Here is a 22,626-nt window from a genome sequence, read left to right as displayed (position 1 = left end):
GGACGGTAAAAATCCGCGGGTCGGCGACGGCGTCGCTCAGAAGTCGTCCGGGTTCGGCTCCTCGCCCTCGGGCCACGCCTCGAGGTCCGCGTCCTCGGGGTAGTAGAGGTTGCCGTCGTCGTCCCAGCCCCAGCCGGCGTCCTCGAGGACCTGCCGGGCGGCCTCGACGTCGCGGGTCTCCGGGCCGGCCTCGCTGAGGTACTCCTCGTCGTACCACGGGTGCTGTTGGGAGTTGAACGTACAGTACGTCACCTCGTCGGACTCGCCGAAGGCGTACGTCTCGTTCAGTCCCGCCCGGTCGACCATGTGCGAGAGCGCCTGGCGGAACTCCATGTGCATGCCGGGCGCGTACGACATCTGCGGCATCATGCCGAACGGCAGGAACGCCGCCCCGTTGACGATCTGCGCGGTGTCGCCCATCGTCTCGCTGATCTGCCGGCCGGCGTCGGGCGTCAGCGTCACCGCGATGGCGAGCTCGCCGTTCTCGAAGGCTCGGCGGACCGCGGAGACGCTGTCGTAGATCGACATGATGATCGACGACTCGACGTCGAACGCCGGGTTCCCGTCGTGGGGCACCAGCTCGATGTTCTCCTGGTTGTTGTACGTCGCGATCTCGTAGGGACCCGCGCCGATCATGGGGTCCTCGAAGTCGGTCGGGTTCTCCTCGATGCCGGCGTCGACGTACGCGTCACGCGGCAGCACGCCGAACGTCGGGAGCTGTGCGGTCACCAGCGTCGGCGCCGGCTCCGGCGTCTCGAACCGGGCCGTCGTCTCGTCGACGGCCTCGACGGTCAGCTCCTCGGGAAGGTCCGTCCACTGGTAGGGGCCGTCGTGGAACTGCTCGCTCAGGAACTCGTAGGTCCATTTGACGTCGGTCGCGGTCACCGGCTCCCCGTTGTGGAAGGTGGCGTCGCGGAGGTTGAACGTCACTGCCGTCCCGTCGTCGGAGACCTCCCAGTCCTCCGCGAGCACGGGCACCCGCTCGTAGTTGGAGTCGTACAGCATCAGCGGCGAGTGCGTCAGCTGCGTGTACAGCCCCAGCGAGTCGGTGTCCCCGACGGTCGGGTAGAAGCTGCTCGTGAGGAACTCCCCCGGCAGGTTCGCCAGGATCGTGTCGGTGCCGCTCGTCGTCTGTGCGCCCGACTCGACCAGCGCGGCCCAGTTGACCGCGGAGAGGCCCGCGCCGCCCGCCTCCACCGGCTCGACCATGTCCGTGTTGATCGCCGCCGTCGTCGGCCGCTCGATGGTCGGGATGAACGGGAGGTCCTCCGAGAAGAGGCTCATCGCCTCCCCGACGACCTCTCGGCGCTCGTCGGGAACCCCGATCGATGCCTGCTCGTCGGCGAGCTCCGAGAACTCCGTGTTCGCGTAGTTCGACGGGTTGTACTGGCCGTTCGACCCGGCGTTGTCGATGCTGTACGCCTGCATCAGTCCGTTGGGGTCGAGCCGTCCGGGGTCCGGTCCGTGGCTGTTCACGGCTAGATGGAAGTCGCGCACGTCGTCGCCGACCGCCGTGATCCCCTCCGCGGTCGTCATCGGCTGCGTCTCGATCTCGATGCCGACGTCCGACGCGACCGACTGGATGCTCGAGATCGTCTCCTCGAACAGGATCGTCGGCGGGCCCTGGTCCGACCAGTACTGGAAGGTCAGCGTGGGAACCCGCTCGCCGAGTCCCTCCGGGGTACCGCCGCCCCCGTCGCCGCTTCCGTCGTCGCCGCTTCCGTCGTCGCCTCCGTCGTCGCCGCCCCCGTCGTCGCCGCCTCCGCCGTCGCCCCCCGAACCGTTTCCGCCACAGCCGGCGAGTGCGGCGGCGGACGCCACGGAGATGACTTTCAGCGCTTGTCGACGGTCGATACTCTTCCGCTCCACGCGGTTGCCACTTGATGGCATACCCTATGCCTTCGGAGGTACTGTTAAAAAATTTGTGATACTTAGAAATTCTGACGTACGTCACGTTTCGAGCGGCGAAGCGGGTCGGAACCGACCGTCTACGTGGTCCGTGAGACGATCGTCCGCGGAACGAGGAGTCGAGAAGGACCCGGAAGAACCCGAAAGGACGGCGACGCCTCAGTCCTCGTCGCCGGCGACGGACACGCGCGGGTCGAGCACGCCGTACAGGAGGTCGACGAGGAAGTTCCCGATGATGACCCAGGTGGCCGCGATGAGGAACACGAACTGGATCACGGGGAAGTCCCGCGCCAGGACCGACGAGACCAGCAGCTGGCCGATCCCCGGCCAGTTGAAGACGACCTCGATCAGGACGAGCCCGCTGATCGACGCCGCCAGCGAGATCGGGTACAGCGTGATGACCGGAAGCGAGGCGTGCCGGATGATCTTCCGGAGCAGCTTCGACTCCGGGAGCCCCTTCAGCCGGTGGTAGTGGAGGTACTCCTGGTCGCTCACCTCGACGACGCTGTTCCGCATTATCAGCGTCGGGTACTGCATGAAATACAGGAGCACCGTCATGAACGGCAGCGTGTAGTGCCGCCAGAACTCCGGCAGCAGGAACCGCTGCCAGTACGCCTGGTCCTGGACCTGGAGCATCGTCGCCGGCGAGAGCATCCCCGAAGTGGGGAAGATGCCCAGCGTCGAGGAGAACAGCGCGATCAGCATGATGCCGAGGAAGAAGTCCGGGATCGAGTGGAAGACGGAGACCGAGATGATCCCCGACTTCTCGAGCGGGCTCCCGCGGCGACGGCCGATGTACGCGCCGAACAGTCCGCCGACGATGTACGTCGCGGTGATGGCCGGCGCGACGAGCACGAACGAATTCAGGATGCGCGGGGCCACGAGCTCCCAGACCGGCTGGCTGAAGCGGAAGGACTGGCCCGCGTTCCCCGTCAGGAGGTTGGTGATGTACTCGTAGTACTGGACGTATATCGGCTCGTCCAGCCCCCAGTCGGCCCGGAGCTGTGCGATCTGTTCGGGATTCATCCCCTGTTGGATCAGAAGCGACGAGTAGTCTCCCGGCATCGCTCGGAAGAAGAAGAACAGCGCCGAGGCCACGAGGAAGATGAGCCCTACCGTTATCGCCGTTCGGCGGACGAAGTAGCTCAGGCGGCTCACGACCGGTCACCTCCGGGTCCGGAACCGCCACCGTCGACGTGATCGACGGCCGCGGAGCTGCTCGTCGGTGGCTGCGCGTCGGGTCGTGCGTCCGCGTTGGGCTCGTTTCGAGTCATGTCGGTGTCTCCGGGGTGTGTTCTTCGACCGGCTCCTCCGCGTCGCCGGTCGTCGCTTCGTGGTCGTAGTAGAGGTGACAGGCGACCGAACGCTCCCCCTCGCCGTCGGGGTCGACGTCGCGCGGCGTGTGGTCACAGACGTCCATCCGCTCCGGACAGCGCGTCTTGAACCGACACCCCTCCGGCATGTCGATCGGGTCGCCAGGCTCGCCGCCGATCGTCGCCCGTTCGCGGTCGTGGTGCGGATCCGGGATCGGGATCGACTGGATCAGCGCCTTCGTGTACGGATGCTTCGGGTCCGAGAGCAGCTCTCTGGTCTCGGCCTTCTCGACGATCCGCCCCAGGTACATGACGTTGATCTCGTCACAGATGTACGAGACCGTCGACAGGTCGTGTGAGATGTAGATCATCGAGACGCCGAACTCGCTGGTCAACCCGTTCAACAGGTTGAGGATCTCCGCCTGCGTCGAGACGTCGAGCATCGACGACGGCTCGTCGGCGAGGATCACCTCGGGGTCGGTGACCAGCGCGCGGGCGATGGCGACGCGCTGTTTCTCCCCGCCCGACAGCTGGTTCGGGAACTGCTGGATGTACTGGCTCGCGGGCGTCAACCCGACCTTCTCCAGCATCTCCTCGATGTCGGACCGGTCGTAGTCGATGTCGTGTATCTCCAGCGGCTCGGCGATCGTCCGCCGGACGCTGAACTTCGGGTCCAGGGAGTTGAACGGGTCCTGGAACACGATCTGAACCTTCCGGCGGAACTCCTTCCAGTCGGCCTTGCCGAACTCGCTCGTCGACTGTCCCTGGAACCGAATGTCCCCACCCGTCGGGTCGTACAGTCCCATCACGGTCCGCAAGAGCGTCGTCTTCCCGCAGCCGCTCTCGCCGATGACGCCCTGGACCTGGTTCTGCTCGAGCGTCATGTCCAGGTCGTCGACGGCGCGAACGAGCTTCGGCCCCTCCCCGAAGACGGTCTCTTTGACCGTCTCGACGAAGCTCGAGGTCGTCTTGAAGTGTTTGTCCATCGATTCGAGCTCGAGGACGGGTTCGTCCGCACTCATCGTTCTCCCTCCAGGATGCTCTCCTCGGTCGCGTTCCGATCGAGGTGGTCGGCCGCCAGCTCCTCCATCTCGTCCGCGCGGATACACCAGGCCTGGTGGTCGTCGTCGCCGGCGACGGCCTGCGGGTCCGGCGCGCCCTCGCGGCACTCGGGTTTGGCCCACGGGCACCGGTCGGCGAACGTACAGAAGTCGACCTCGCCGCGAAGCTGCGGCGGGTGGCCGTCGATGACCGCCAGCTCGCGGTCCGGGAACCGGACGTCCGGGAACGCGTTCTGTAACAGGATCGCGTACGGGTGACGGGGCCTGTCGAACACGTCGACCACGCTCCCGGTCTCGGCGACCTGTCCGCCGTGCATCACGGCCATCGAGTCGCAGTTCTCGAAGACGACCGAGATGTCGTGGGTGATCATCAGCATGCTGATGTCCCAGTCGTCTTTGAGCCCGTTGATGTAGTCGATGATCTGGTCTTGCATGATCACGTCCAGCGCCGTCGTCGGCTCGTCGGCGATGATGAGGCTGGGCCGGAGGTACAGCGCGAACGCGATGATCGCCCGCTGTTGCATGCCGCCGGAGAACTGGTGCGGGTAGTCGTGGATCCGCGACTCGGAGAGTCCGACGACCTCGAACAGCTCGCGCAGCCGGTCGACCGCCTCCGTCTTCGTCAGGTCGGTGTGGTACTTCGCCATCTCGACCGCCTGGTTGCTCAGCTTCATCACCGGGTCCAGGCTGTTCATCGAGGACTGCGGGATGACCGAGATCTCCTTCCAGCGAACGTTCCGGTTGAACTCCTTCTCGGAGTAGTCCTGGATCTCCTCGCCCTTGTACCGGATCGTCCCGGAGGTGACCTCGCCGTTGGCGTCGAGGCCGCCGACGATGGCGTCCGCGATCGTGCTCTTCCCGCAGCCGCTCTCGCCGACCAGCCCGAAGTAGTCGTGCCGGTTTATCGAGAACGACGCGTCGTTGACCGCGTGTACGTCGTTTCCTTTCTCCGTCCGATAGCGAATGTCGACGTCCTCGAACTCGAGTATTGGGTCAGTCATTTACACCACCACCTCGTCGTCACTGCTTCCCTCGTACCCGCGACCGAGCAGGTACAGCGACAGCACGGTCAACGCGATCATGATGCCCGGCGGGAACGTCCACCACCAGGCCTCGGCGATACGACCCGCTTGGTTCGCGTTCCGGATCATGATCCCCCACGTCGGCGTGAACGGGTCCGTGACTCCGATGAACGAGAGGCCGGCCTGCTCGAGGATCGCCAGCCCGACGCCCATCGCGAAGAACAGCGCGGCCATGTTCGCGATGTTCGGGAGAATGTGTTTTCGCATGATCCACGGGGTGCTCGCCCCGGTCGCCCGCGCGGCCATGATGTACGGCCGTTGGTTTATCTGGAGCACTTGGGATCGTATCACCCTGGCTATGAACCGCCAGAGGACGAGCCCCAGTATGGCGACCGTCGTGTAGAATCCCGCCCCGAAGAACGTGATGAGGACGATCGCGAACGGGATGAAGGGGATCCCGTACATGAAATCGACGAACCGCATGAGGAAGCTCTCCGTCCTCCCCCCGACGTATCCGGCCGTCATCCCGACCGTCAACCCGATCGTCATCATCAGGCCGCCGGCGAGCAGTCCGGTGATGAGCGTCGCCCGCGCCCCGTACAGCAGCCGCGACAGGACGTCCTCGCCGCGGTCGTTCGTGCCGAGGGGGTGCTCGAGCGACGGTTCGGCGTACCGCATCAGGTCGCCGTCGTCGGTCGTCTGCTGGGTGTTGTACGAGTACGGTGCGATCGCCGGACCGATCAGACCCATGAGCAGGATGATCGCCAGGATCACGAAGGCGACCCTCGTGATCCGCTCTTCGAGGAGGTTCTCGAGCGCACGCCTCGCGATGATCGCGAGATCGCTGTTGCGATACGCGTGAACCTTGTCAGCGATACTCATTGGTCTGTGCGGACCTCTCGATGGTGGGCACACTCTCCGTTACTGGCCATTGTAGGGTGTATGTCGGCTTCTCCCAGTACTTAATAAAAGTTCGGGTAGATGGGGGTGTCGTTCCGGGACGGCGCGGCGATCCGACGGCGACGCGCTCGTCGGGACGGTCTCACCGTCGGTGTCGTTCGAGCTCCGTCTCGATGGTTCCGGGTCCGTGGGCTCCGTAGAGTCGCGCCTCGACCTCGCCGTCGCGGGTGAACAGCACGGCCGGCCCCGCGGTGAGGGAGTACTCCCGCTCGAGGAACTCCCTGTAGTCCGGACCGTACACCGCGAACGGCATCACCTCCTGTGGTTCCTCGAACACCGCTTCGAGGTCGCGTTTCGCGAGATCACAGCTCTCGGAGTCGTCCAGCCAGGCGTACACGAGCGCCGGCGAGTAGATCCGCAACAGCTCCGGGAGCTGTGTCGCCGGGACGGGAACGAACGACCGGGGAACCCCGTCGGTTCGGACGTCGTCGTCGCGGAACAGCCGCAGGGACGGAAGCAGCTGAACCGGGTTCCCGTTCGCCTTCGCGTCGTCGGCTCCCAGTCGATCGGCGAGGGCACACAGCTCGGCGACCGTCCGCGGGTCCTTCTCGCCGAGTGCCGCGAACGGCTCGACCGCGACCTCGTCACCGACGCGCTCCTCGATCGCGTCGGCGAACTCCGCCTCCGTGTGTCCATCGAACCGCGACAGGTACTCCTCGACCGCCTCCTCGAACTCCTCGGAGAGCGTCACCGATCCTCCCTCGGCGGTGAGGACGCCGGACGCGAGAAGCGGGTTGTCGGCTGACATGGTGTCTCCACCCGTTCGCCGTACGTACATAAACGCTTCCCGCGGCGGACGGCTCGACCGTCCCGTTCGTTCGCGAATACCCGGTTTCACGCGCCGCGTCCGAGGCGCTCTACCGGCATGTCGGGGCCAATCTATATTACAGGGGGCGTCGATCACGACGCCTGTGACCGTTCTGATAGCTGTCGGCGAGACCGAGGCCATGAATCGTGTCGTCCCGCTCGGCTACGAACTCGCGGAGCGATACGACGATACCGTCACGGCGTTCCACGTCGTTCCGCGGTCCGAGTTCGAAGACCACAAGGAAACCATCGAGAGTTCGAAGCGGTTTCACGACCTCTCCATCACCCAGGAGAAGGAGAGCGCCGCCCGCTTCGCCCGCCGCGCGGTCCGCGACGCGGTTCCGGAGTTCGAGAACTCCCGCGTCGACGCGCGCGGGGCCGTCGGGGAGCCGTCCGAGGAGATCGTCTCGCTCGCGAACGAGATCGATCCGCGGTACCTCGTGCTCGGCGGTCGACGCCGGTCGCCCGTCGGGAAGGCGCTGTTCGGGAGCATCACCCAGGACGTGCTACTCGACGTCGACTGTCCCGTCGTCACCGTGATGACGGACTGAGCGGTCGGTCCGGCGGTCTGTGCTCCGCCGACCGACCCCTTCCGAACGCTCCCTCTCCGAGCACTCTCCTCCGAACGCTCCCTCTCCGAGCACCCTTCTCACGGCGGAGACCCTTCTCGCGAGTGAAACCGCCGATACGTTCTTCACCCGTCGACGAAACGCGGGGGTATGGTCGTCGTGAGGGACTTCGAACGGCCGGACCGGGAAACGATCGACGCGCTCTCCGAGTCGGACGCCGCGAGCGTTCACGAGGCGCTGGGGGAACGGACGGCGATGGACCCGGAGGTCGGGCCGGTAAACGAGGACGCCACGGTCTGTGGTCCCGCCTGTACGGTCCGCGTCCCCCCCGGCGACAACGCGATGGTCCACCTCGCGTCCGACCTGGCGGAGCCCGGCGACGTCCTCGCCGTCGCCACGGAGTCGCGTCGGGCGGCCGTCTGGGGCGAGCTCCTCACGCGCAACGCGGAACGGCAGGGGCTCGGTGGGCTCGTCACCGACGGCAACGTCCGGGACGTGGACCACCTCTCGGAGAGCGAGTTCCCGACGTTCTCGGCGGCCGTCTCGCAGGCGGGCGCGGTGAAGGAGACTCCCGGATCGGTGAACGTCCCGGTCTCCGTCGGCGGCGTTGCCGTCCGGCCGGGAGACGTCGTCGTCGGCGACCGGGACGGCGTCACCGTGGTCCCGCGCGAGGCGGCCGACGCCACCGCGGAGGCCGCGGCGGCGATCGCCGACCACGAGGCGACCCTGCGCGAGCGGATCGACGAGGGGGAGACCCTGGCCGACCTGCTCGGCATTCACGACCTGATCGACGACGCGGACGTCCGCGTCGTCGACTCGCCCGACGACGTGTGAGGGTCGGATCCGTGCGCGAGGGCCGCGACGAGGATAACACTTAGTACCTCCGTTCCGAATGTGTGAATCGCTCGCATGACCGCGGACATTCCCGCGCCGGGGCTCGGCACGTACCGGGTCACGGACCACGACGACTGCGTCCGGAGCGTCCGGACCGCGCTGGAGGAGGGGTATCGACACGTCGACACCGCGGAGGCGTACGGGAACGAGGTCGCCGTCGGCGAGGGGATCGCTGCGGCCGACGTCGACCGCGAGGACGTCTTCCTCGCCACCAAGGTGTTGCACCCGAAGTTCACCGACGACTACTCGGCGGAGAGCGTCACGGAGAACGCGCGCGCGTGCCTCGACCGGCTCGGGGTCGACCGCGTCGACCTCCTCTACGCCGTCCACTGGCCCGCCGACGGATACGATCCGGAGACGACGTTCGACGCGGTCGCCGACCTCCACGACGAGGGGCTCTTCGACCGGCTCGGCGTCTGTAACATGACCCCAGACCAGATCGACGAGGCGCGCGAGGCGTCCGCCGTTCCGATCGACGCGCTCCAGGTGGAGCTACATCCGCTTCTCCCCCAGCGGCGGCTCCGGACGTACTGTGACTCACACGACATCGACCTCGTCGCGTACGCGCCCCTCGGAAACGGACGCGTCCTCGACGTGCCCGAGCTCGCGGAGATCGCCGACGCCCACGGCGTCAGCCCGGCGCGCGTCAGCCTCGCGTGGGCCATGGACCGGGGCGTCGTCCCCATCCCGAAGGCGACGAGCCGCGATCACATCGTCGACAACGTCCGGGCTCGAGACCTCGACCTCTCGGCGGCGGAGCTGGAGCGGATCGACGGGATCGACCGCCGCGACCGACAGTACGATCCGCCGTACGCGCCGACCTGGTCGGGCTGACGGACGGCCGGCGGTCGACCGAAGGCGGCTCCGAACCTTCTCGCCTCCCGTTTCGCTCCAACAGCGTCCGCCACCTCGAGTTCCGTCCGTCGCTCCCGCCGTCGCCTGCCATTGATCCGTGGTACCGAACTTCTCTCACCACGTCCACCTCGATTCCGTTCCGCATGGCTGAACACGTTCGATTCTACGCCGGCGATCGATCCGTGGAAACGGTCCGTTCGGCGGAGTATCCCCGTTTCACGACCTTTCCGTCGCGTATACGGACGTGGGTTGTGAAACCATCTCACGATCTCGTTCGACTATACCGAACGACCATGCGGTATCGCGGTTCAGGCTCCGCGTTCGCACCGTCCTCGTCCTCGATCGGATCCGATCGCGGCAACACACACTTCACTAATTTATCATATCCGAACAGATTAGTATACATAGATCGATCGTTATGTATGACTGAACCATCGCGGAATCGGGTGGGAACCACCGAGAAGTCGCTCACCATCCTGGAGTTCCTTCAGCGAGAGGACGGTGCCGGCGTCACCGAGGTCGCCACCGCGCTCGAAATGAGCAAGAGCACGGTCCACAGCCACCTGACGACGCTCGTCGACTGCGGGTACGTGACCCACCACGACAAACAGTACCACGTCTCGACGAAGCTCCTCCGGCTCGGCGGGAGGCTCCGGGACCAGTCGCCGCTGTATCAGGCGGCCCGGATCGAGATGAAGTCGCTGGCGGCCGAGACCGACGGCGTGGTCCGCCTCTATCTCAAGGAGGGCGACGACGCGACGATGATCGCCCAGGAAGGGTACTACCCCGGCATCCCCGAACGGCACCTCGGGGAACGAACGCCGCTCACGGAGTCGATCGCGGGACCCGTCATGCTCGCCGAGCACGGCCGGAGCGACGGCGGAGACGTCGTCGACGGGGCTCCCGACGACGCCGCCGAGGCCGCCGACTCCCCCCAGGTCGACGACGAGGTCCGTGACCGGTTCGCTCGCATCCACCGCCGCGGATACGCGGTCGAGACGAGTTCGACGAGCTCCGACCGGACGTTCGCGGGCGCGCTCTCCCGTCGGGACGGCGCCGTCATGGGGGCCCTGACCGTGACCGTCCCCGGCGACGCCGCCAGCCCGCTCTCGGCGGGCGACCGCCTGCTCGAGGCGGTCGAGCGCGTCGAACTCTCGCTCACCTCCTGGTACGACTCCCACGCGACGTTCTCGCCGAAACACTCCTGGCACGTCCACTCGCACTGAGCCGTCAGAGGTCGGTCAGTTCGTCCGCCTCCGTCGCCTTCTCGACGATCTCTTCGGCCATCTCGAACGTCTCCTCGTCGATCACCTGTCCGTCGACCTCGACGGTCCCCGGCTCGTCGTGGTCGGACGCGGTGTACGCCTCGTAGATCCGGCGCGCGCGCCGAACGTCCTGCGGGCTCGGCGTGAAGATCTCGTTCGCGATGTGGATCTGGTTCGGGTGGACGACGGTCTTGCCGTCGAACCCGAGGGCGCGGCTCGCCTGACACGCCGCGCGGAACCCCTGCGTGTCGCCGGTGTCGGGGTACATCCCGTCTATCACCTGTATCCCTACCTCCCTCGCCGCGTTCACCACTCGGGAACGCGCGTACTCCCAGTGTCCGCCCACCTCCCCGCCGTCGCCCGTCTGCCCGACCCCGATGCTCGCCGCGTAGTCGCCCGGCCCGAAGAGGAGGGCGGTGAGTCGGTCCACCGATCGCGCGATCCGCGTCGCGTTGTTGATCGCCGTCGCGCTCTCGAGCTGCGGGATCAGCCCGATGTCGCCGGGTTCGACTCCGGCGTTTCGTTCCACCTGTCGCAACAGCAGGTCGACGGCGTGGAGCTGTTCGACCCGAGACACCTTGGGGACGATGAGGCTGTCGACGTGTTCGCCGGCTGCGGTGATCGTCTCGATCAGGTCCTCGTACCACCACTTCGTGGTGACGGCGTTGATCCGCACGGCGATCGATTTGTCCATCTCGGGATCCGAGCCGAGGAACTCGACGAGGCCGTTCCGGGTCTGGACCTTCCGTTCCGAGAGGATGGCGTCCTCTAAATCGAGGAACAACGCGTCAGCGTCGGTCGTGCGTCCCTTCCGGATGAGGTCCTCGTCCGAGGCGGGCGTGATGAGGAGCGTGCGTCTGAGGTTCATGGATAGCGGATCCACATCCCGAAATAAAAACCCACGCACGCAACGAATATTCGCTCCCGATCGGGCGTATCGTGACGCGTCCGCGTCGACCGGCGACGCTCTCGTGTCGAACCACGGGATCGGTCGGTCAGATCTCGGAGACGACGTCGTAGCCGTCGTCGAGCGCCGAGGCGTCCTCCGGAAGGAGCGCGACGACGAGGTACTCGGCGTACTCCTCGAAGTACTCGACGACGCGCGCGATCCGGTCGGCGTCGATGACCTCGAGCGAGTCGAGCAGCACGAACGGCATGTCCTCGTACACCTCGTGAGCGAGGTACCCCGCCAGCGCGAACACCAACCCGGTTACCGCACGCTCGCTCTCCGAGAGGTGTGCGACGGAGTCCTGATAGCTCGCCCCCTCGTCGTTGGATCGGACGACGTGGAGTTCCGACTCCGTCCGGGCCGTCCCACGTCCGCTCGTGTCGTCCCGTTCCCGCCGTTCGATCCAGATCCGCTCGATGTTGTCGTACTCGAGGATGTCGAGGACGGCGGACATGTGTTCGTTGAACGACTCCACCGCGTCGGCCTCGATGCGGTCGACGCGCGTTCGGAGATCGACCAGCTCCTCCGTGAGGGTCTCCCGCTCGTCCTCGAGGCGGTCCCGCTCCGCTATCGCCGACTCCGTCTCGTCGATCTCCGTATCGACCTCCTCGAGGTCGGCCGTTATCCCCTCGATCTCGAGTTCGAGTTCGGTGGCGTCGCGGTGGAGCGCGATGACCTCGTCGTAGTCGGGGCCCCCGGCGTCCCGCGCGACCGTCTCCAGTCGTTCGATCTCGTCTCGCTTCTCGTCCATCGCCGTCTCCAACTCGTCGATCCGGTCGCGACACTCCGCGAGTTCGGTCGTCACGTCGGCCAGCCGCCCTTCCGCCCGCTCGATCCGCCGGGTCCGCTCCACGACCGCCGACCGCCGCTCCGAGAGCTCGCCGATCCGGCTCTGAAGCTCGTTCCGGTCGGAGAGCTTCGTCTCGTGGAGACTCCGGAGCCGCTCGATCGTCTCCTCGATCGCGGTCCGATCGACCCGCGATCCGCACGACCAGCAGACGGTTCGGTCCGCGTCGGCGACCAGCGCGTCGGTCACGTCGCTCTCGGATCCGTCGCCGGCGAGGTCGATCTCGACCTCTCCGTCGGCCAGCATCTCCTCGTTGAAGTTGATCACGCTCCGGAGCTCCCCGAGCGTGTCGTCGAGGTCCCGTTTCCGCTCGCGGAGGTCGTCGATCCGGTCATCGATCCGGTCCGGGTCCGTCTCCGGTACGTCGATCCCATCAAGTTCCTCTTCGAGTTCCACACGTTCCGATTCGAGCTCCTCGACGGTCGCCTCCTCGGTGGAGCGTTCGAACTGGAGGTCTTCCAGCTCCGACCGTGCTCGCCGCACCGCCTCGAACGCGTCGTCGACCTCCTCGCGCCGCTCGCGGCTCTCCTCGAGGTCGGCGTCCGCCCGCTCTATGGCCTCCTCCACCTCCTCGAGTTCCGTCCGCTTCTCGTCCAGTCGCTCCCGGAGAGTCGTTCGTCTCGACTCGAGGCGCGGGAGTTCCGCTTCGATCCCTTCGAGTTCGGTGAGCCGATCGTCGATCTCGTTCCGCTCGCGCGTCCGCTCCTCGATCGCCGCCTCGATCGCGTCCACGTCGATCGGGCGCATGATGACCTCCCGAAGGTCCTCCCCTCGAGCGACGGCCAACCGCGCCTCGTTGTCGCCGAGCAGGAACGCGAACAGGTCCGCAGCGGTCGGATCGTCGAGGTACGGGTCTCCCTCGAAGACGACCCTCCCGTCGCGTCGCGTCAGCGTCCTGGTGTACGTCTCTCCGTCGACGTCGATCGTTACCTCCCCTTCGTCGGCGTCCCCCTTCAGCGAGGGGCGAGTGCTTCCGAGTCCCGCCATGATCGCCTGTAGGAACGAGGACCGATGCGTGGCGTTTCGCCCGCGTAACAGTGTCACGCCGGAGGAGAGGTCGACCGCGGTCCGGTCGATCCCGCCGACGTTCCGTGCGCGTACCTGAACTGACTCCAACGCCACTTCGCTCCGTGCCATCGTGTAGGCGCACACCCCCCCGTCAGTAAATACTTGTGTCTCGTCGTCACTCGGCCGCACAACCGCATCCGCCTCGCCGAAGCAGCTCCCCCGCCCGGTAGTCCGTCCCGCAGGCTCCACACGTCACTCGAACGTCGACGAACACCTCGTACGGACGCTCGGCGAGGTCGCCCGCGTCCACGAGCGCCCCCACGGCCGACTCGGCGACCGCCTCCGTCCGCCCCGCGAGGCGCTCGATCGTCTCCCGTCGCTCGTCGAGTCGGTTCGCACCCTCCTCGGGCGGTCGAGCCTCCCGCTCGGCCGTGAGGTACGTGTGGATCGTCTGGTGGCTTACGAAGTCCTCGCGGACCGCGTCCACGTCGACCCCGAGTCGTTCGAGCTCCCGCCGCGTTCGAAGGGTTTCCGCCGGCGGGGCTTCCTCGTCCGTGAGCGTCCGATGAGCGCTCTCGATGTCGGAGCGCGTCACCGACCCGTCGACCTCTCGCATCGCCGCCCCGAGAACCGTCCGATTGAACTCCTCGGCGAGCGATCGCAGACTGGTTCGGTCGCCGTCCTCGCCCGTCCAGGCGGCCTCCAGCTCCTCGCCGAGGCCTTCGAGGCCGTACTCGTTCATCGTCCGCTCGACCTTGCTCGTCGAACCGGATCCGGAACCGTCCATACGTCCGATCCGACCCCTTGCTTTACAAAAGTACTGGTGTAAAGCAGTGTGCTCGACCCGACCGGCTCCTCCCACTGAAAAACATACTAAATATTTTCTTTTAGAATACTAATTCGATTTCTTATACTATCTCGGCGTCGAACCCTCGTCGTCATCCTCGATCGCGTTCTGTGGGATGAAATGCGTATAACCATCCGTTTCGCCGGCGAGAGCCGCGTTCGATTTCCGACTGATGAGGATCCGATCGATACTCGTGAATCCACACTCGGTTCAACGATCATCCCCGAGTCACGGTAAAATCGGGCAAAATGCCGGTGATAGTCGTCGAATACCGGAGATCGGATCGTCTTCGTCCGGGTCGTCGCGCGTCTGGTCGACGAACGATCTGCCGCCAGAATTATCAAAGTAGCATATATTATTTTTTCGTTGTATTTCGGATCGTTTTCGGCTTCGTCACCGCCGTCGTCGCTCCCACCTACCGACCCCTTTAAAAGCTTGACCGTCATACGTTCGAGCGAATGGCCGACCCGAAGGACACGATCACGATAGAGAACGTCGTCGCCTCTACCGGGATCGGGCAGGAACTCGACCTTCAGAGCGTCGCGATGGACCTCGAGGGCGCCGACTACGACCCCGAGCAGTTCCCCGGACTCGTCTACCGGACCGCGAACCCGAAGTCGGCGGCGCTCATCTTCCGCTCCGGAAAGATCGTCTGTACCGGCGCGAACTCGACCGAGGCGGTCCACGAGAGCCTCGACATCGTCTTCGAGAAACTCCGCGCCCTCCAGATACCGATCGAGGACGACCCCGAGATCACGGTCCAGAACATCGTCACGTCCGCCGACCTCGGCGAGAGCCTCAACCTCAACGCGATCGCCATCGGGCTCGGGTTGGAGCACATCGAGTACGAGCCGGAGCAGTTCCCCGGACTCGTCTACCGGATCGAGGAACCCGACGTCGTCGCCCTGCTCTTCGGCAGCGGGAAGCTCGTCGTCACCGGCGGCACGGATCCGGCGGACGCGGCCGCCGCAGTCGACGTGATCGTGGAGGAGCTGTCGGGACTCGGCCTCCTCGAATGACGCGACGCGCGCCCGGATCCCGTCGGCTCTTTTAGCCTCCGCCGCCTACGGCGGGTATGCCCGCTCAGACGGTGACGCCGGTCTCGGTGCTCGTGACGACCGTCATCTTCGCGCTGTTCCTCTCGGTCACCGCCCACGTGGCCGCCCGGAACGTCCTCGGCGACGTCGACCCGCGGCGCGCGCTGTACGTCGGCCCGCTCCCCGCCGCCGTCAGCGTCGTCGGCGGGGGGTTCGCCGTCCCGGCGGCCGTGACCGTGACGGTCGCGTTCGCCCTCGACGCCGTCATGTTCAAGTGGAGCTACGAGCAGCCGCCGCGGGTCGTCGCCGTCATGACCGTCATCCACGCCGCCGTCACGATCCTCGTCGGGGTCGTTCTCGGCGGGATCGCACTGCTGCTCTCGACGCGCCCGGCGTGACTCGGCGTCGCGCTTTCGAGGTCCACTGAGACGGCCGTTCACGGCTGCAGCGGCGATCCGTCGTAGGCGTCGTGGTCGCCGTAGAAGTTCAACATCGCGAACTTCAGTTTCTCCGGGTCGACGTCGAGCAATTCCTCGCGCTCCTCCGGCGGGAACGCGCCGCGCACGGAGTACTTTCCCATGTCGGCGGTCGTGTACCGCCGGTCGGCGAGGATCCGGACGCCGAAGTCGTCCGGGCCGCGGATCACCCGGCCGATCGCCTGCCGCGTCTTCCGGACCGTCGGGATCTCGACGGCGTACGCCCAGCCGGGGTCGCGGGCGCGGTCGCGGTCGGCGAACGCCCGGTCGTAGGCGTCCTGGACCGCCTCCATCCGGTCGGAGAGGTGCGGGTACGGGACGCCCACCACGACGACCGTGCGGGCGTCGTCGCCGTCGAAGCTCACCCCTTCCGCGAGCGTCCCCCACAGTGAGGTGAAGAGCGCGGCGCCGTCGCTCGCGACGAACCGCCGCCGGAGCGCCTCCTCGTCCTCGCCCGAGCCGTCGAGGTACAGCGAGCCGAGGTCCGCGCCCGCGAGACCGCCGTCGCCGCCGAGCCGCTCGTGGTAGCGTTCGGCCTCGCCGTACGACGGGAAGAAGACGAGCGTGTTGCCCGGCGTGAACCGGATCGCGTCGCGGAGGAGCCCGGCCACCGCCTCCTGGGTCTCCGGGTCGTTCCGCTCGGAGGCGAAAAGCGGCGGCGTGTCGACCGCGAACGTCCGCCGGTTCTCGTCGGGGTACCCCATCCCGTACGCGAGGGTGGCGACGTCCTCCACGCCGAGCACGTCCTCGGTCACGTCGAAGGGGCGAAGGGTCGCGCTCATCAGCACCGAGGCGGCCACCTCGTCGAACAGCGCCGAGGTGACCGACCGCGGGATACAGGTGTAGAGCTCGGCGCGGCCGTACACCTCGTCGCTTCCCCCGTCGCGGCGCACGGAGACGACGGGATACTGGCCGAGCGCGGTCCCCTCCTCCATCCACGTCGCGACGAACCGGGCGGCCTGGAGGGTGCGACACTCCGCCCGGCTCGTCGTCTCGCCCTCGCGATAGGCGCGCTCGTACTCCTCGTCGAGCGCCTTCCCGAGCTGGACGGCCAGCTCGAGCTCGGGATCGATCCCCCGACCCTCGTACCGCTCGAGGAAGGCGAGCGTGAGGTCGTCGCGGCGGTCGTCGTTGGCGATCGACACGTCCTCCCAGCCCTCGCCGACGGACTCGCGCGCGCCGAACCCGAGCGCCCCGTCGTACGCGTCGACGAGGGCGTCGCGGAACGTCGAGAGCACGTTCTCGGCGGGCTCGGCGCGGGAGTCGTCGCTGTCGGCGAGCTCCTCGAGGGCGGCCTCGAGGGTGTTCTCCGTCAGCGACCGCGAGGCGTGCTCGCGGGCGGCGTCCTCGACGTTGTGCGCCTCGTCGAACACGGTGATTATCTCGGAGGGGTCGCGGTCGATCCACCGGAAGAACTGCTCGCGGATGTTCGGGTCGAGCAGGTGGTGGTAGTTGCAAACGACCAGGTCGACGCCCTCCATCCCCTCCTTCAACAGCTCGTATCCGCACAGGTCGCGCTCCTCCGCGTACTCGTAGACGTCCTCCGGGGTCCGCACGTCCTCGAAGAGCCACTCGAAGAAGCCGTCCGTGTCCTGCGTCAGGTTGTTGTGGTAGCGTTCGCAGACGTTGGTCGTCTCGAACTCGTCGAGCTCCCCCTCGAGGTCATCGAGCTCGTCCATGATCGCCTCGCGGGCCTCCGCGGCTCCGGCATCGCCCTCCCGGCTCTCGGCGAGCAGCTCGCGCTGGCGCTGCTCGAGCTCGCGCTTCTCCGACTCCGTCTCCACCATCGAGCGGGTGGCGTCCCGGAGGGTCTGACACTCCTGGTAGTCGACGCCGATGTGACACATCGAGGACTTCCCCTTGAAGACGACCGCGCGGATCGGTTCGGTTCTGGTGATCGCCCGCGCGTCCTCGACGAACTGGCGCATCTGCTGGTGGACGTTCGTCGTGATGACGACCGTTCGGTCGTTCTCCCGCGCGTGCTCGAGCGCGGGCACGAGCGCGGAGAGGGTCTTTCCCGTCCCCGGCGCGCCCTCGAACAGCACGTCCTGGCCCCGAGAGAGCGCGTTGACGACTCGGTCCATCGCCTCGCGCTGGTTCGGGTACGGCTCCTCGTACGGGAAGAACCGGAGGTGCGGCGACTCTGACACGGTCGCAGTTTCGTCGGCATCGGGCAAAAGGGGTGGGGTACCCCGGCGGAAGTGGTCGATCGACGAGATCCAATATAGTTGGGACTCACCGTATATATCCGTTGAGGTCCCGTGCGGAACGAGCGCACACTACCGGCGTTTATTACCGGCTATCGCGCGACGGGCTGGATATGGCAACCGAAACCGCAACGGCGACCGACGTATCGACCGACACCGGACACTGGCAAGCGGGGGTGGCCGGCGGGCTGGCCGGCGGACTCGTGTTCGGCGCGATGATGTCGGTGATGACTCCCGGCGTCCTACAGATGGGGATCCCCGCCATGTACGGCATCGAGGGCCCCGCCGGCGCCCTCGGCTGGGTGATCCACATGTCCCACGGTGCCGTCATCGGTCTCGGATTCGCCGTGATCGCGGGCCTGAAGCCGGATATCGGCGACTCGATCGGGACGAGTCTCGGCGTCGGTGCGGGCTACGGCCTCCTCGTCTGGGTCGCGCTCGCGGTGATCGTGATGCCGATCTGGCTCGGCGCCGTCGGGTTCCCCGGCGCGCCGCCGCTCCCGAACGTCGGCGTCGAGAGCCTCGTCGGTCACGTCGTCTACGGAACGGTTCTCGGCGGCGTCTACTCGTCGATGGCCAACTGACCGTCGCGACGGTACCCCGCTTTTTAACCCCTCACGGTGCGGATCCGTAGCAACGAATGTTCGACGAGATCCTCGAGAAGTTCGAGGGGTCCCCGAGCCAGCAGGCCGTCATCCGGCTGTTCTTGGAGCGCGGGTTCTCCGTCAACGAGGAGGGGCGAGTCGTCTCCGGCGGGATCGAGATCCCGTACACGGGGATCGCCCGCGAGCTCGACGTCGACCGGCGCGTGGTCGACTCCACGACCGACGCGATCCTCGCGGACCCCGAGCTGAAGCGCATCTTCACCAACATCTCGTCGATCCCGAGCCTGATGGATCTGGCCCCCGTCCTCGACCTCACCGTTCTCACGATCGAGGTCGCCGCGGCCGACGAGGCGGGGATCGTCGCCGAGGTCACCGGGATCCTCGCCGACCACGACGTCCCCATCCGCCAGGTGTTGAGCGACGATCCGGAGTTCACCGACGACCCAAAGCTGTACGTGATCACGGACGCCGAGCTCCCCGGCGAGCTGCTCGTCGAGATCCGCGAGTTGGGGTACGTCCGCCGCGTCGGCTTCTGAATCGCGGTGTACCGGCGTGCGTTTGGGATCCGCGGACCGCGCGGTCGCCGTCCACGACTCTGTCGTTCGGGACCCGTTCGTTCCTCCTGCGTTCACTTTCACTCGGGTGTTAACCAGGGTTTATATCCGAAGCCGCACAAGCCGGGTGTACATGCCTGAAGACGAACTCGAGGACCTCCCAGGAGTCGGCCCGGCGACCGCGGACAAACTCGTCGAGAACGGATTCGAGAGCTACCAGTCCATCGCGGTCGCGAGCCCCGGCGAGATGTCCAACACCGCCGACATCGGCGAGTCGTCCGCCTCGGACATCATCAACGCCGCCCGCGACGCGGCCGACGTCGGCGGGTTCGAGACGGGCGCGACCGTCCTCGAACGCCGCCAGGAGATCGGCAAGCTCTCCTGGCAGATCGACGAGGTCGACGACCTGCTCGGCGGCGGCATCGAGACCCAGTCGATCACCGAGGTGTACGGCGAGTTCGGCTCCGGGAAGTCGCAGGTCACCCACCAGATGGCCGTCAACGTCCAGCTCTCGAAGGAGAACGGCGGCCTCGAGGGCGGTTGCATCTTCGTCGACTCCGAGGACACGTTCCGGCCGGAGCGGATCGACGACATGGTTCGCGGGCTCGACGACGACGTCCTCGCCGACGAGATGGAGCGGCGCGAGATCGAGGGCTCCCCTGACGACGAGGAGGCCATGGAGGAGCTGATCGACGCCTTCCTCGATCAGATCCACGTCGCGAAGGCGTTCAACTCCAACCACCAGATCCTGCTGGCCGAGAAGGCCAAGGAGCTCGCGGGCGAACGCGAGGAGAGCGAGTGGCCCATCCGGATCGTCTGTGTGGACTCGCTCACCGCCCACTTCCGCGCCGAGTACGTCGGCCGGGGAGAGCTCGCCGAGCGTCAACAGAAGCTCAACAAACACCTCCACGACCTGATGCGGATCGGCGACCTGTTCAACACCGCCATCCTCGTCACCAACCAGGTCGCGTCGAACCCCGACTCCTACTTCGGCGACCCCACGCAGGCGATCGGCGGCAACATCCTCGGTCACGCTTCGACGTTCCGGATCTACCTCCGCAAGTCCAAGGGCAACAAGCGGATCGTCCGGCTCGTCGACGCGCCGAACCTCGCCGACGGCGAGGCCGTGATGCGCGTCCAGGGCGAGGGACTGAAACCGGAGTAAGGACGGGTTCGCCCTCGGAGTCGACGAATCGGACGATCGGGAGACACCGAACGTGAGATCCCCCGACGCGATCCCAGGTTGACAAACGTCAATTTTCTATCTCACGTGCCGAATCATCCGATATCGACGGATACGCCGCGTGAATCGGTCGGTCCGTCGATCCCTGCTCGGCAAAACTCGCCACGATCGGGCGCGCACCCGCCCGATGAGGCGTATCCCGACCGATCTCGACGAACCAAACGGAAAGTTGACACAACATCCGTCCGATTTCACCGCAATTATTGCTGGTGAATCCCGAGTTAAACGTCCTTATATTACATAGTACTGTCTTTATATCTTACACTCGGTGTATTATCAAGAACATTTTTTGTGAAACTCAACTCTAACGTTTATATATGGTCGTTCCTGGGTGTCGAAACGTGATTCAACACATGAACATGATCGAAACGCGGTTTGAACCTGACATGCGTTCAGTAAGGGTGACCGAGGCGTGACGACCGACGTTCTCGCCTCGATCGACCCGAGCACGTTCGCCTCGGCCATGAACGGGACGTGGATCCTCGTCGTGACGTTCCTCATCTTCTTCATGCACGCCGGCTTCGCGATGCTCGAAGCCGGGCAGGTGCGGTCGAAGAACGTCGCCAACCAGCTGACGAAGAACCTCCTGACGTGGAGCGTCGGGGTGACGGTGTTCTTCCTGATCGGCACGGCGTTCACGAGCTTGGTGAACGGGTCACCCGGCGTTGCGTCCGCCGCAGGGACGCTGTTCTCCGGCGGCGAACTCGCCGTGGAAGAGGGCACGATCGGGCCGTACGTCAACTGGCTCTACGGCGCGGTCTTCGCGATGACCGCCGCGACCATCGTGTCGGGCGCCGTCGCCGGCCGCGCGAAGCTGCGCGCGTACGTCATCTACACCTTCCTCCTGGCCGCGGTCATCTACCCGATGGTCATCGCGTTCACCTGGTCGGCCGCCGATACCGGCCTCGTCGAACTGCTCACCGGGACCGCGTTCCACGACTTCGCCGGCGGCATGATCGTCCACGGTATGGGCGGTATCGCGGGCCTCACGGCCGCTGCGGTCCTCGGACCGCGGATGGACCGCTACGCCGAGGACGGCTCCACGAACGTCATCCCCGGCCACTCGTTGACGTTCGCGGTCCTCGGAACGCTCATCCTCGCGTTCGGCTGGTACGGCTTCAACGTCGGCACGGCCTCCGTCGTCAGCGGCGGCGTGTTCAACACGCTGACGCTCAACCTGGTCGCGATGGGGACGACGGTCGCGATGGCGGCCGGCGGGATCGGCGCCGCGCTCGTCGTGTGGCTCCGCACCGGAAAGGTCGATACGCTCTACGTCGCCAACGGGCTGCTCGCGGGGCTCGTCGGCATCACCGCCATCCCCGACACCACGGCGTGGTGGGGCGCGCTGGTCGTCGGCCTCCTGGCCGGCGCACAGCTCCCCCTCGTCTTCGAGTTCGTCTCGGACACGCTCAAGGTCGACGACGTCTGCGCGGTGTTCCCCGTTCACGGCAGCGCCGGCGTGCTGGGAACGCTGCTTTTCCCGTTCGTCGCCGCGCCCGGCGAACTCAGCGCCGGCATCGGCGCGCACTTCATCGCGCAGCTGACCGGGGTCGTCATCATCGGCGGCTGGACGCTCACCGCGACCGCCATCGTCTGGTTCGTCCTCAAGATCCTGGGCGAGGCGCGCGTCACCGCGGAACACGAGCAGGAGGGGCTCGACATCTCCGAGCACGGCGTCGAGACCTACCCCGAGTTCGGCGGCGACCGCGTCGCGACCGACGGCGGACCCGCCGTCGTCGACACGACAGAATCCACCGACTCCCCGCGCGCCGACGGCGGCGAGGTGGCAGGCTCCGGGATCAAGATGGTCACCGCCGTCGTCCGCCCCGACAAGCTCGGGGCCATCAAGCAGGCGCTCGCGGAGATCAACGCACCGTCGCTCACCGTGACGAACGTCTCCGGCCGCGGCAGCCAGCCCGCGAAGACGGGTCAGTGGCGCGGCGAGGAGTTCACCGTCGACCTCCACCAGAAGGTGAAAGTCGACGTGGTCGTCGCCGACATCCCGGCGGACGAGGTCGCGGACGCCATCGCCGGCGCCGCGAAGACGGGCGAACCGGGCGACGGCAAGGTGTTCATCCTGCCGGTCGAGGACGCGCTTCAGGTCCGGACCGGCGCGAGCGGTCCCGAGGCGGTGTAGTCGGCGGGGGCGATTCTCCTCGCGAACCGACCCGCCTCGCGGGATCGACACACGACCGACCA

General features: G+C 66.5%; 20 protein-coding genes. 10 read left to right on the top strand and 10 right to left on the bottom strand.

The window, feature by feature from the left end:
* Positions 1–36 precede the first annotated feature (36 nt).
* From NO889_RS02110 to NO889_RS02085, 6 genes are all read right to left on the bottom strand, one after another.
* The gene (locus NO889_RS02110; protein WP_256410591.1) at positions 37–1,890 is read right to left on the bottom strand and encodes an ABC transporter substrate-binding protein; all 1,854 of its coding nucleotides are present in this window, start codon (positions 1,888–1,890) and stop codon (positions 37–39) included.
* Positions 1,891–2,067: 177 nt separating this feature from the next.
* A complete protein-coding gene (locus tag NO889_RS02105; RefSeq protein WP_256410590.1) occupies positions 2,068–3,066 on the bottom strand; it encodes an ABC transporter permease in 999 nt (332 codons plus the stop codon).
* Between the two features lie 112 nt (positions 3,067–3,178).
* On the bottom strand, positions 3,179–4,243 hold the full coding sequence (locus tag NO889_RS02100) for an oligopeptide/dipeptide ABC transporter ATP-binding protein (protein WP_256410589.1): 1,065 nt from the start codon (positions 4,241–4,243) through the stop codon (positions 3,179–3,181).
* Entirely contained in the window at positions 4,240–5,283 is a 1,044-nt protein-coding gene (locus NO889_RS02095) for an ABC transporter ATP-binding protein (RefSeq protein ID WP_256410588.1), read from the bottom strand. Before NO889_RS02095 ends, NO889_RS02100 begins: the two co-directional genes overlap by 4 nt.
* Positions 5,284–6,186, bottom strand: coding sequence for an ABC transporter permease (locus NO889_RS02090; protein ID WP_256410587.1), 903 nt, complete (start codon positions 6,184–6,186; stop codon positions 5,284–5,286).
* 160 nt (positions 6,187–6,346) lie between these two features.
* The gene (locus NO889_RS02085) at positions 6,347–7,012 is read right to left on the bottom strand and encodes a thioredoxin domain-containing protein (protein WP_256410586.1); all 666 of its coding nucleotides are present in this window, start codon (positions 7,010–7,012) and stop codon (positions 6,347–6,349) included.
* Positions 7,013–7,175: 163 nt separating this feature from the next.
* Here NO889_RS02085 and NO889_RS02080 point away from each other — a divergent pair, with 163 nt between their 5' ends.
* The 4 genes from NO889_RS02080 to NO889_RS02065 all read left to right on the top strand — a co-directional run bounded on the left by NO889_RS02080 (position 7,176) and on the right by NO889_RS02065 (position 10,615).
* Complete coding sequence (locus NO889_RS02080) at positions 7,176–7,622, top strand: universal stress protein (protein WP_256410585.1); 447 nt, start codon at positions 7,176–7,178, stop codon at positions 7,620–7,622.
* 168 nt (positions 7,623–7,790) lie between these two features.
* Positions 7,791–8,474: a 4-carboxy-4-hydroxy-2-oxoadipate aldolase/oxaloacetate decarboxylase gene (locus NO889_RS02075; protein WP_256410584.1), complete on the top strand. Its 684-nt coding sequence runs from the start codon at positions 7,791–7,793 to the stop codon at positions 8,472–8,474.
* Positions 8,475–8,549: 75 nt separating this feature from the next.
* Positions 8,550–9,368, top strand: coding sequence for an aldo/keto reductase (locus NO889_RS02070; RefSeq protein ID WP_256410583.1), 819 nt, complete (start codon positions 8,550–8,552; stop codon positions 9,366–9,368).
* 443 nt (positions 9,369–9,811) lie between these two features.
* Positions 9,812–10,615: an IclR family transcriptional regulator gene (locus NO889_RS02065; RefSeq protein WP_256410582.1), complete on the top strand. Its 804-nt coding sequence runs from the start codon at positions 9,812–9,814 to the stop codon at positions 10,613–10,615.
* Positions 10,616–10,619: 4 nt separating this feature from the next.
* On the opposite strand, the gene NO889_RS02060 is transcribed toward NO889_RS02065, so the two are convergent.
* From NO889_RS02060 to rdfA, 3 genes are all read right to left on the bottom strand, one after another.
* Complete coding sequence (locus tag NO889_RS02060) at positions 10,620–11,522, bottom strand: HpcH/HpaI aldolase/citrate lyase family protein (protein ID WP_256410581.1); 903 nt, start codon at positions 11,520–11,522, stop codon at positions 10,620–10,622.
* A 127-nt stretch (positions 11,523–11,649) separates the two neighbouring features.
* Positions 11,650–13,587, bottom strand: a complete 1,938-nt coding sequence (locus tag NO889_RS02055) for an archaea-specific SMC-related protein (protein ID WP_256410580.1) — start codon at positions 13,585–13,587, stop codon at positions 11,650–11,652.
* Positions 13,588–13,633: 46 nt separating this feature from the next.
* On the bottom strand, positions 13,634–14,245 hold the full coding sequence (gene rdfA, locus NO889_RS02050; RefSeq protein ID WP_256410579.1) for a rod-determining factor RdfA: 612 nt from the start codon (positions 14,243–14,245) through the stop codon (positions 13,634–13,636).
* Positions 14,246–14,763: 518 nt separating this feature from the next.
* Between rdfA and NO889_RS02045 the strand changes: the two genes are divergently transcribed.
* Together NO889_RS02045 and NO889_RS02040 are read left to right on the top strand one after the other, a co-directional pair.
* Entirely contained in the window at positions 14,764–15,324 is a 561-nt protein-coding gene (locus NO889_RS02045; RefSeq protein WP_256410578.1) for a TATA-box-binding protein, read from the top strand.
* Positions 15,325–15,380: 56 nt separating this feature from the next.
* Complete coding sequence (locus tag NO889_RS02040) at positions 15,381–15,740, top strand: DUF7473 family protein (RefSeq protein ID WP_256410577.1); 360 nt, start codon at positions 15,381–15,383, stop codon at positions 15,738–15,740.
* A 38-nt stretch (positions 15,741–15,778) separates the two neighbouring features.
* Here NO889_RS02040 and NO889_RS02035 read toward each other — a convergent pair whose 3' ends face one another.
* Entirely contained in the window at positions 15,779–17,968 is a 2,190-nt protein-coding gene (locus tag NO889_RS02035) for an ATP-dependent DNA helicase (protein ID WP_256410576.1), read from the bottom strand.
* A gap of 170 nt (positions 17,969–18,138) precedes the next feature.
* On the opposite strand from NO889_RS02035, the gene NO889_RS02030 reads away from it, so the two are divergent.
* The 4 genes from NO889_RS02030 to NO889_RS02015 all read left to right on the top strand — a co-directional run bounded on the left by NO889_RS02030 (position 18,139) and on the right by NO889_RS02015 (position 22,564).
* Positions 18,139–18,609: a DUF1440 domain-containing protein gene (locus NO889_RS02030; RefSeq protein ID WP_256410575.1), complete on the top strand. Its 471-nt coding sequence runs from the start codon at positions 18,139–18,141 to the stop codon at positions 18,607–18,609.
* A gap of 56 nt (positions 18,610–18,665) precedes the next feature.
* Positions 18,666–19,166: a TrpY family transcription regulator gene (trpY, locus tag NO889_RS02025; RefSeq protein WP_256410574.1), complete on the top strand. Its 501-nt coding sequence runs from the start codon at positions 18,666–18,668 to the stop codon at positions 19,164–19,166.
* Positions 19,167–19,317: 151 nt separating this feature from the next.
* On the top strand, positions 19,318–20,349 hold the full coding sequence (radA, locus tag NO889_RS02020; RefSeq protein WP_256410573.1) for a DNA repair and recombination protein RadA: 1,032 nt from the start codon (positions 19,318–19,320) through the stop codon (positions 20,347–20,349).
* Between the two features lie 541 nt (positions 20,350–20,890).
* On the top strand, positions 20,891–22,564 hold the full coding sequence (locus tag NO889_RS02015; RefSeq protein ID WP_303653022.1) for an ammonium transporter: 1,674 nt from the start codon (positions 20,891–20,893) through the stop codon (positions 22,562–22,564).
* Positions 22,565–22,626 lie beyond the last annotated feature (62 nt).

Source organism: Halorubrum rubrum (assembly GCF_024494685.1).
Classification (GTDB): domain Archaea; phylum Halobacteriota; class Halobacteria; order Halobacteriales; family Haloferacaceae; genus Halorubrum; species Halorubrum rubrum.
Note: the sequence above shows the minus strand (reverse complement) of the source record. Positions and strands in the feature narration are given on the sequence as shown.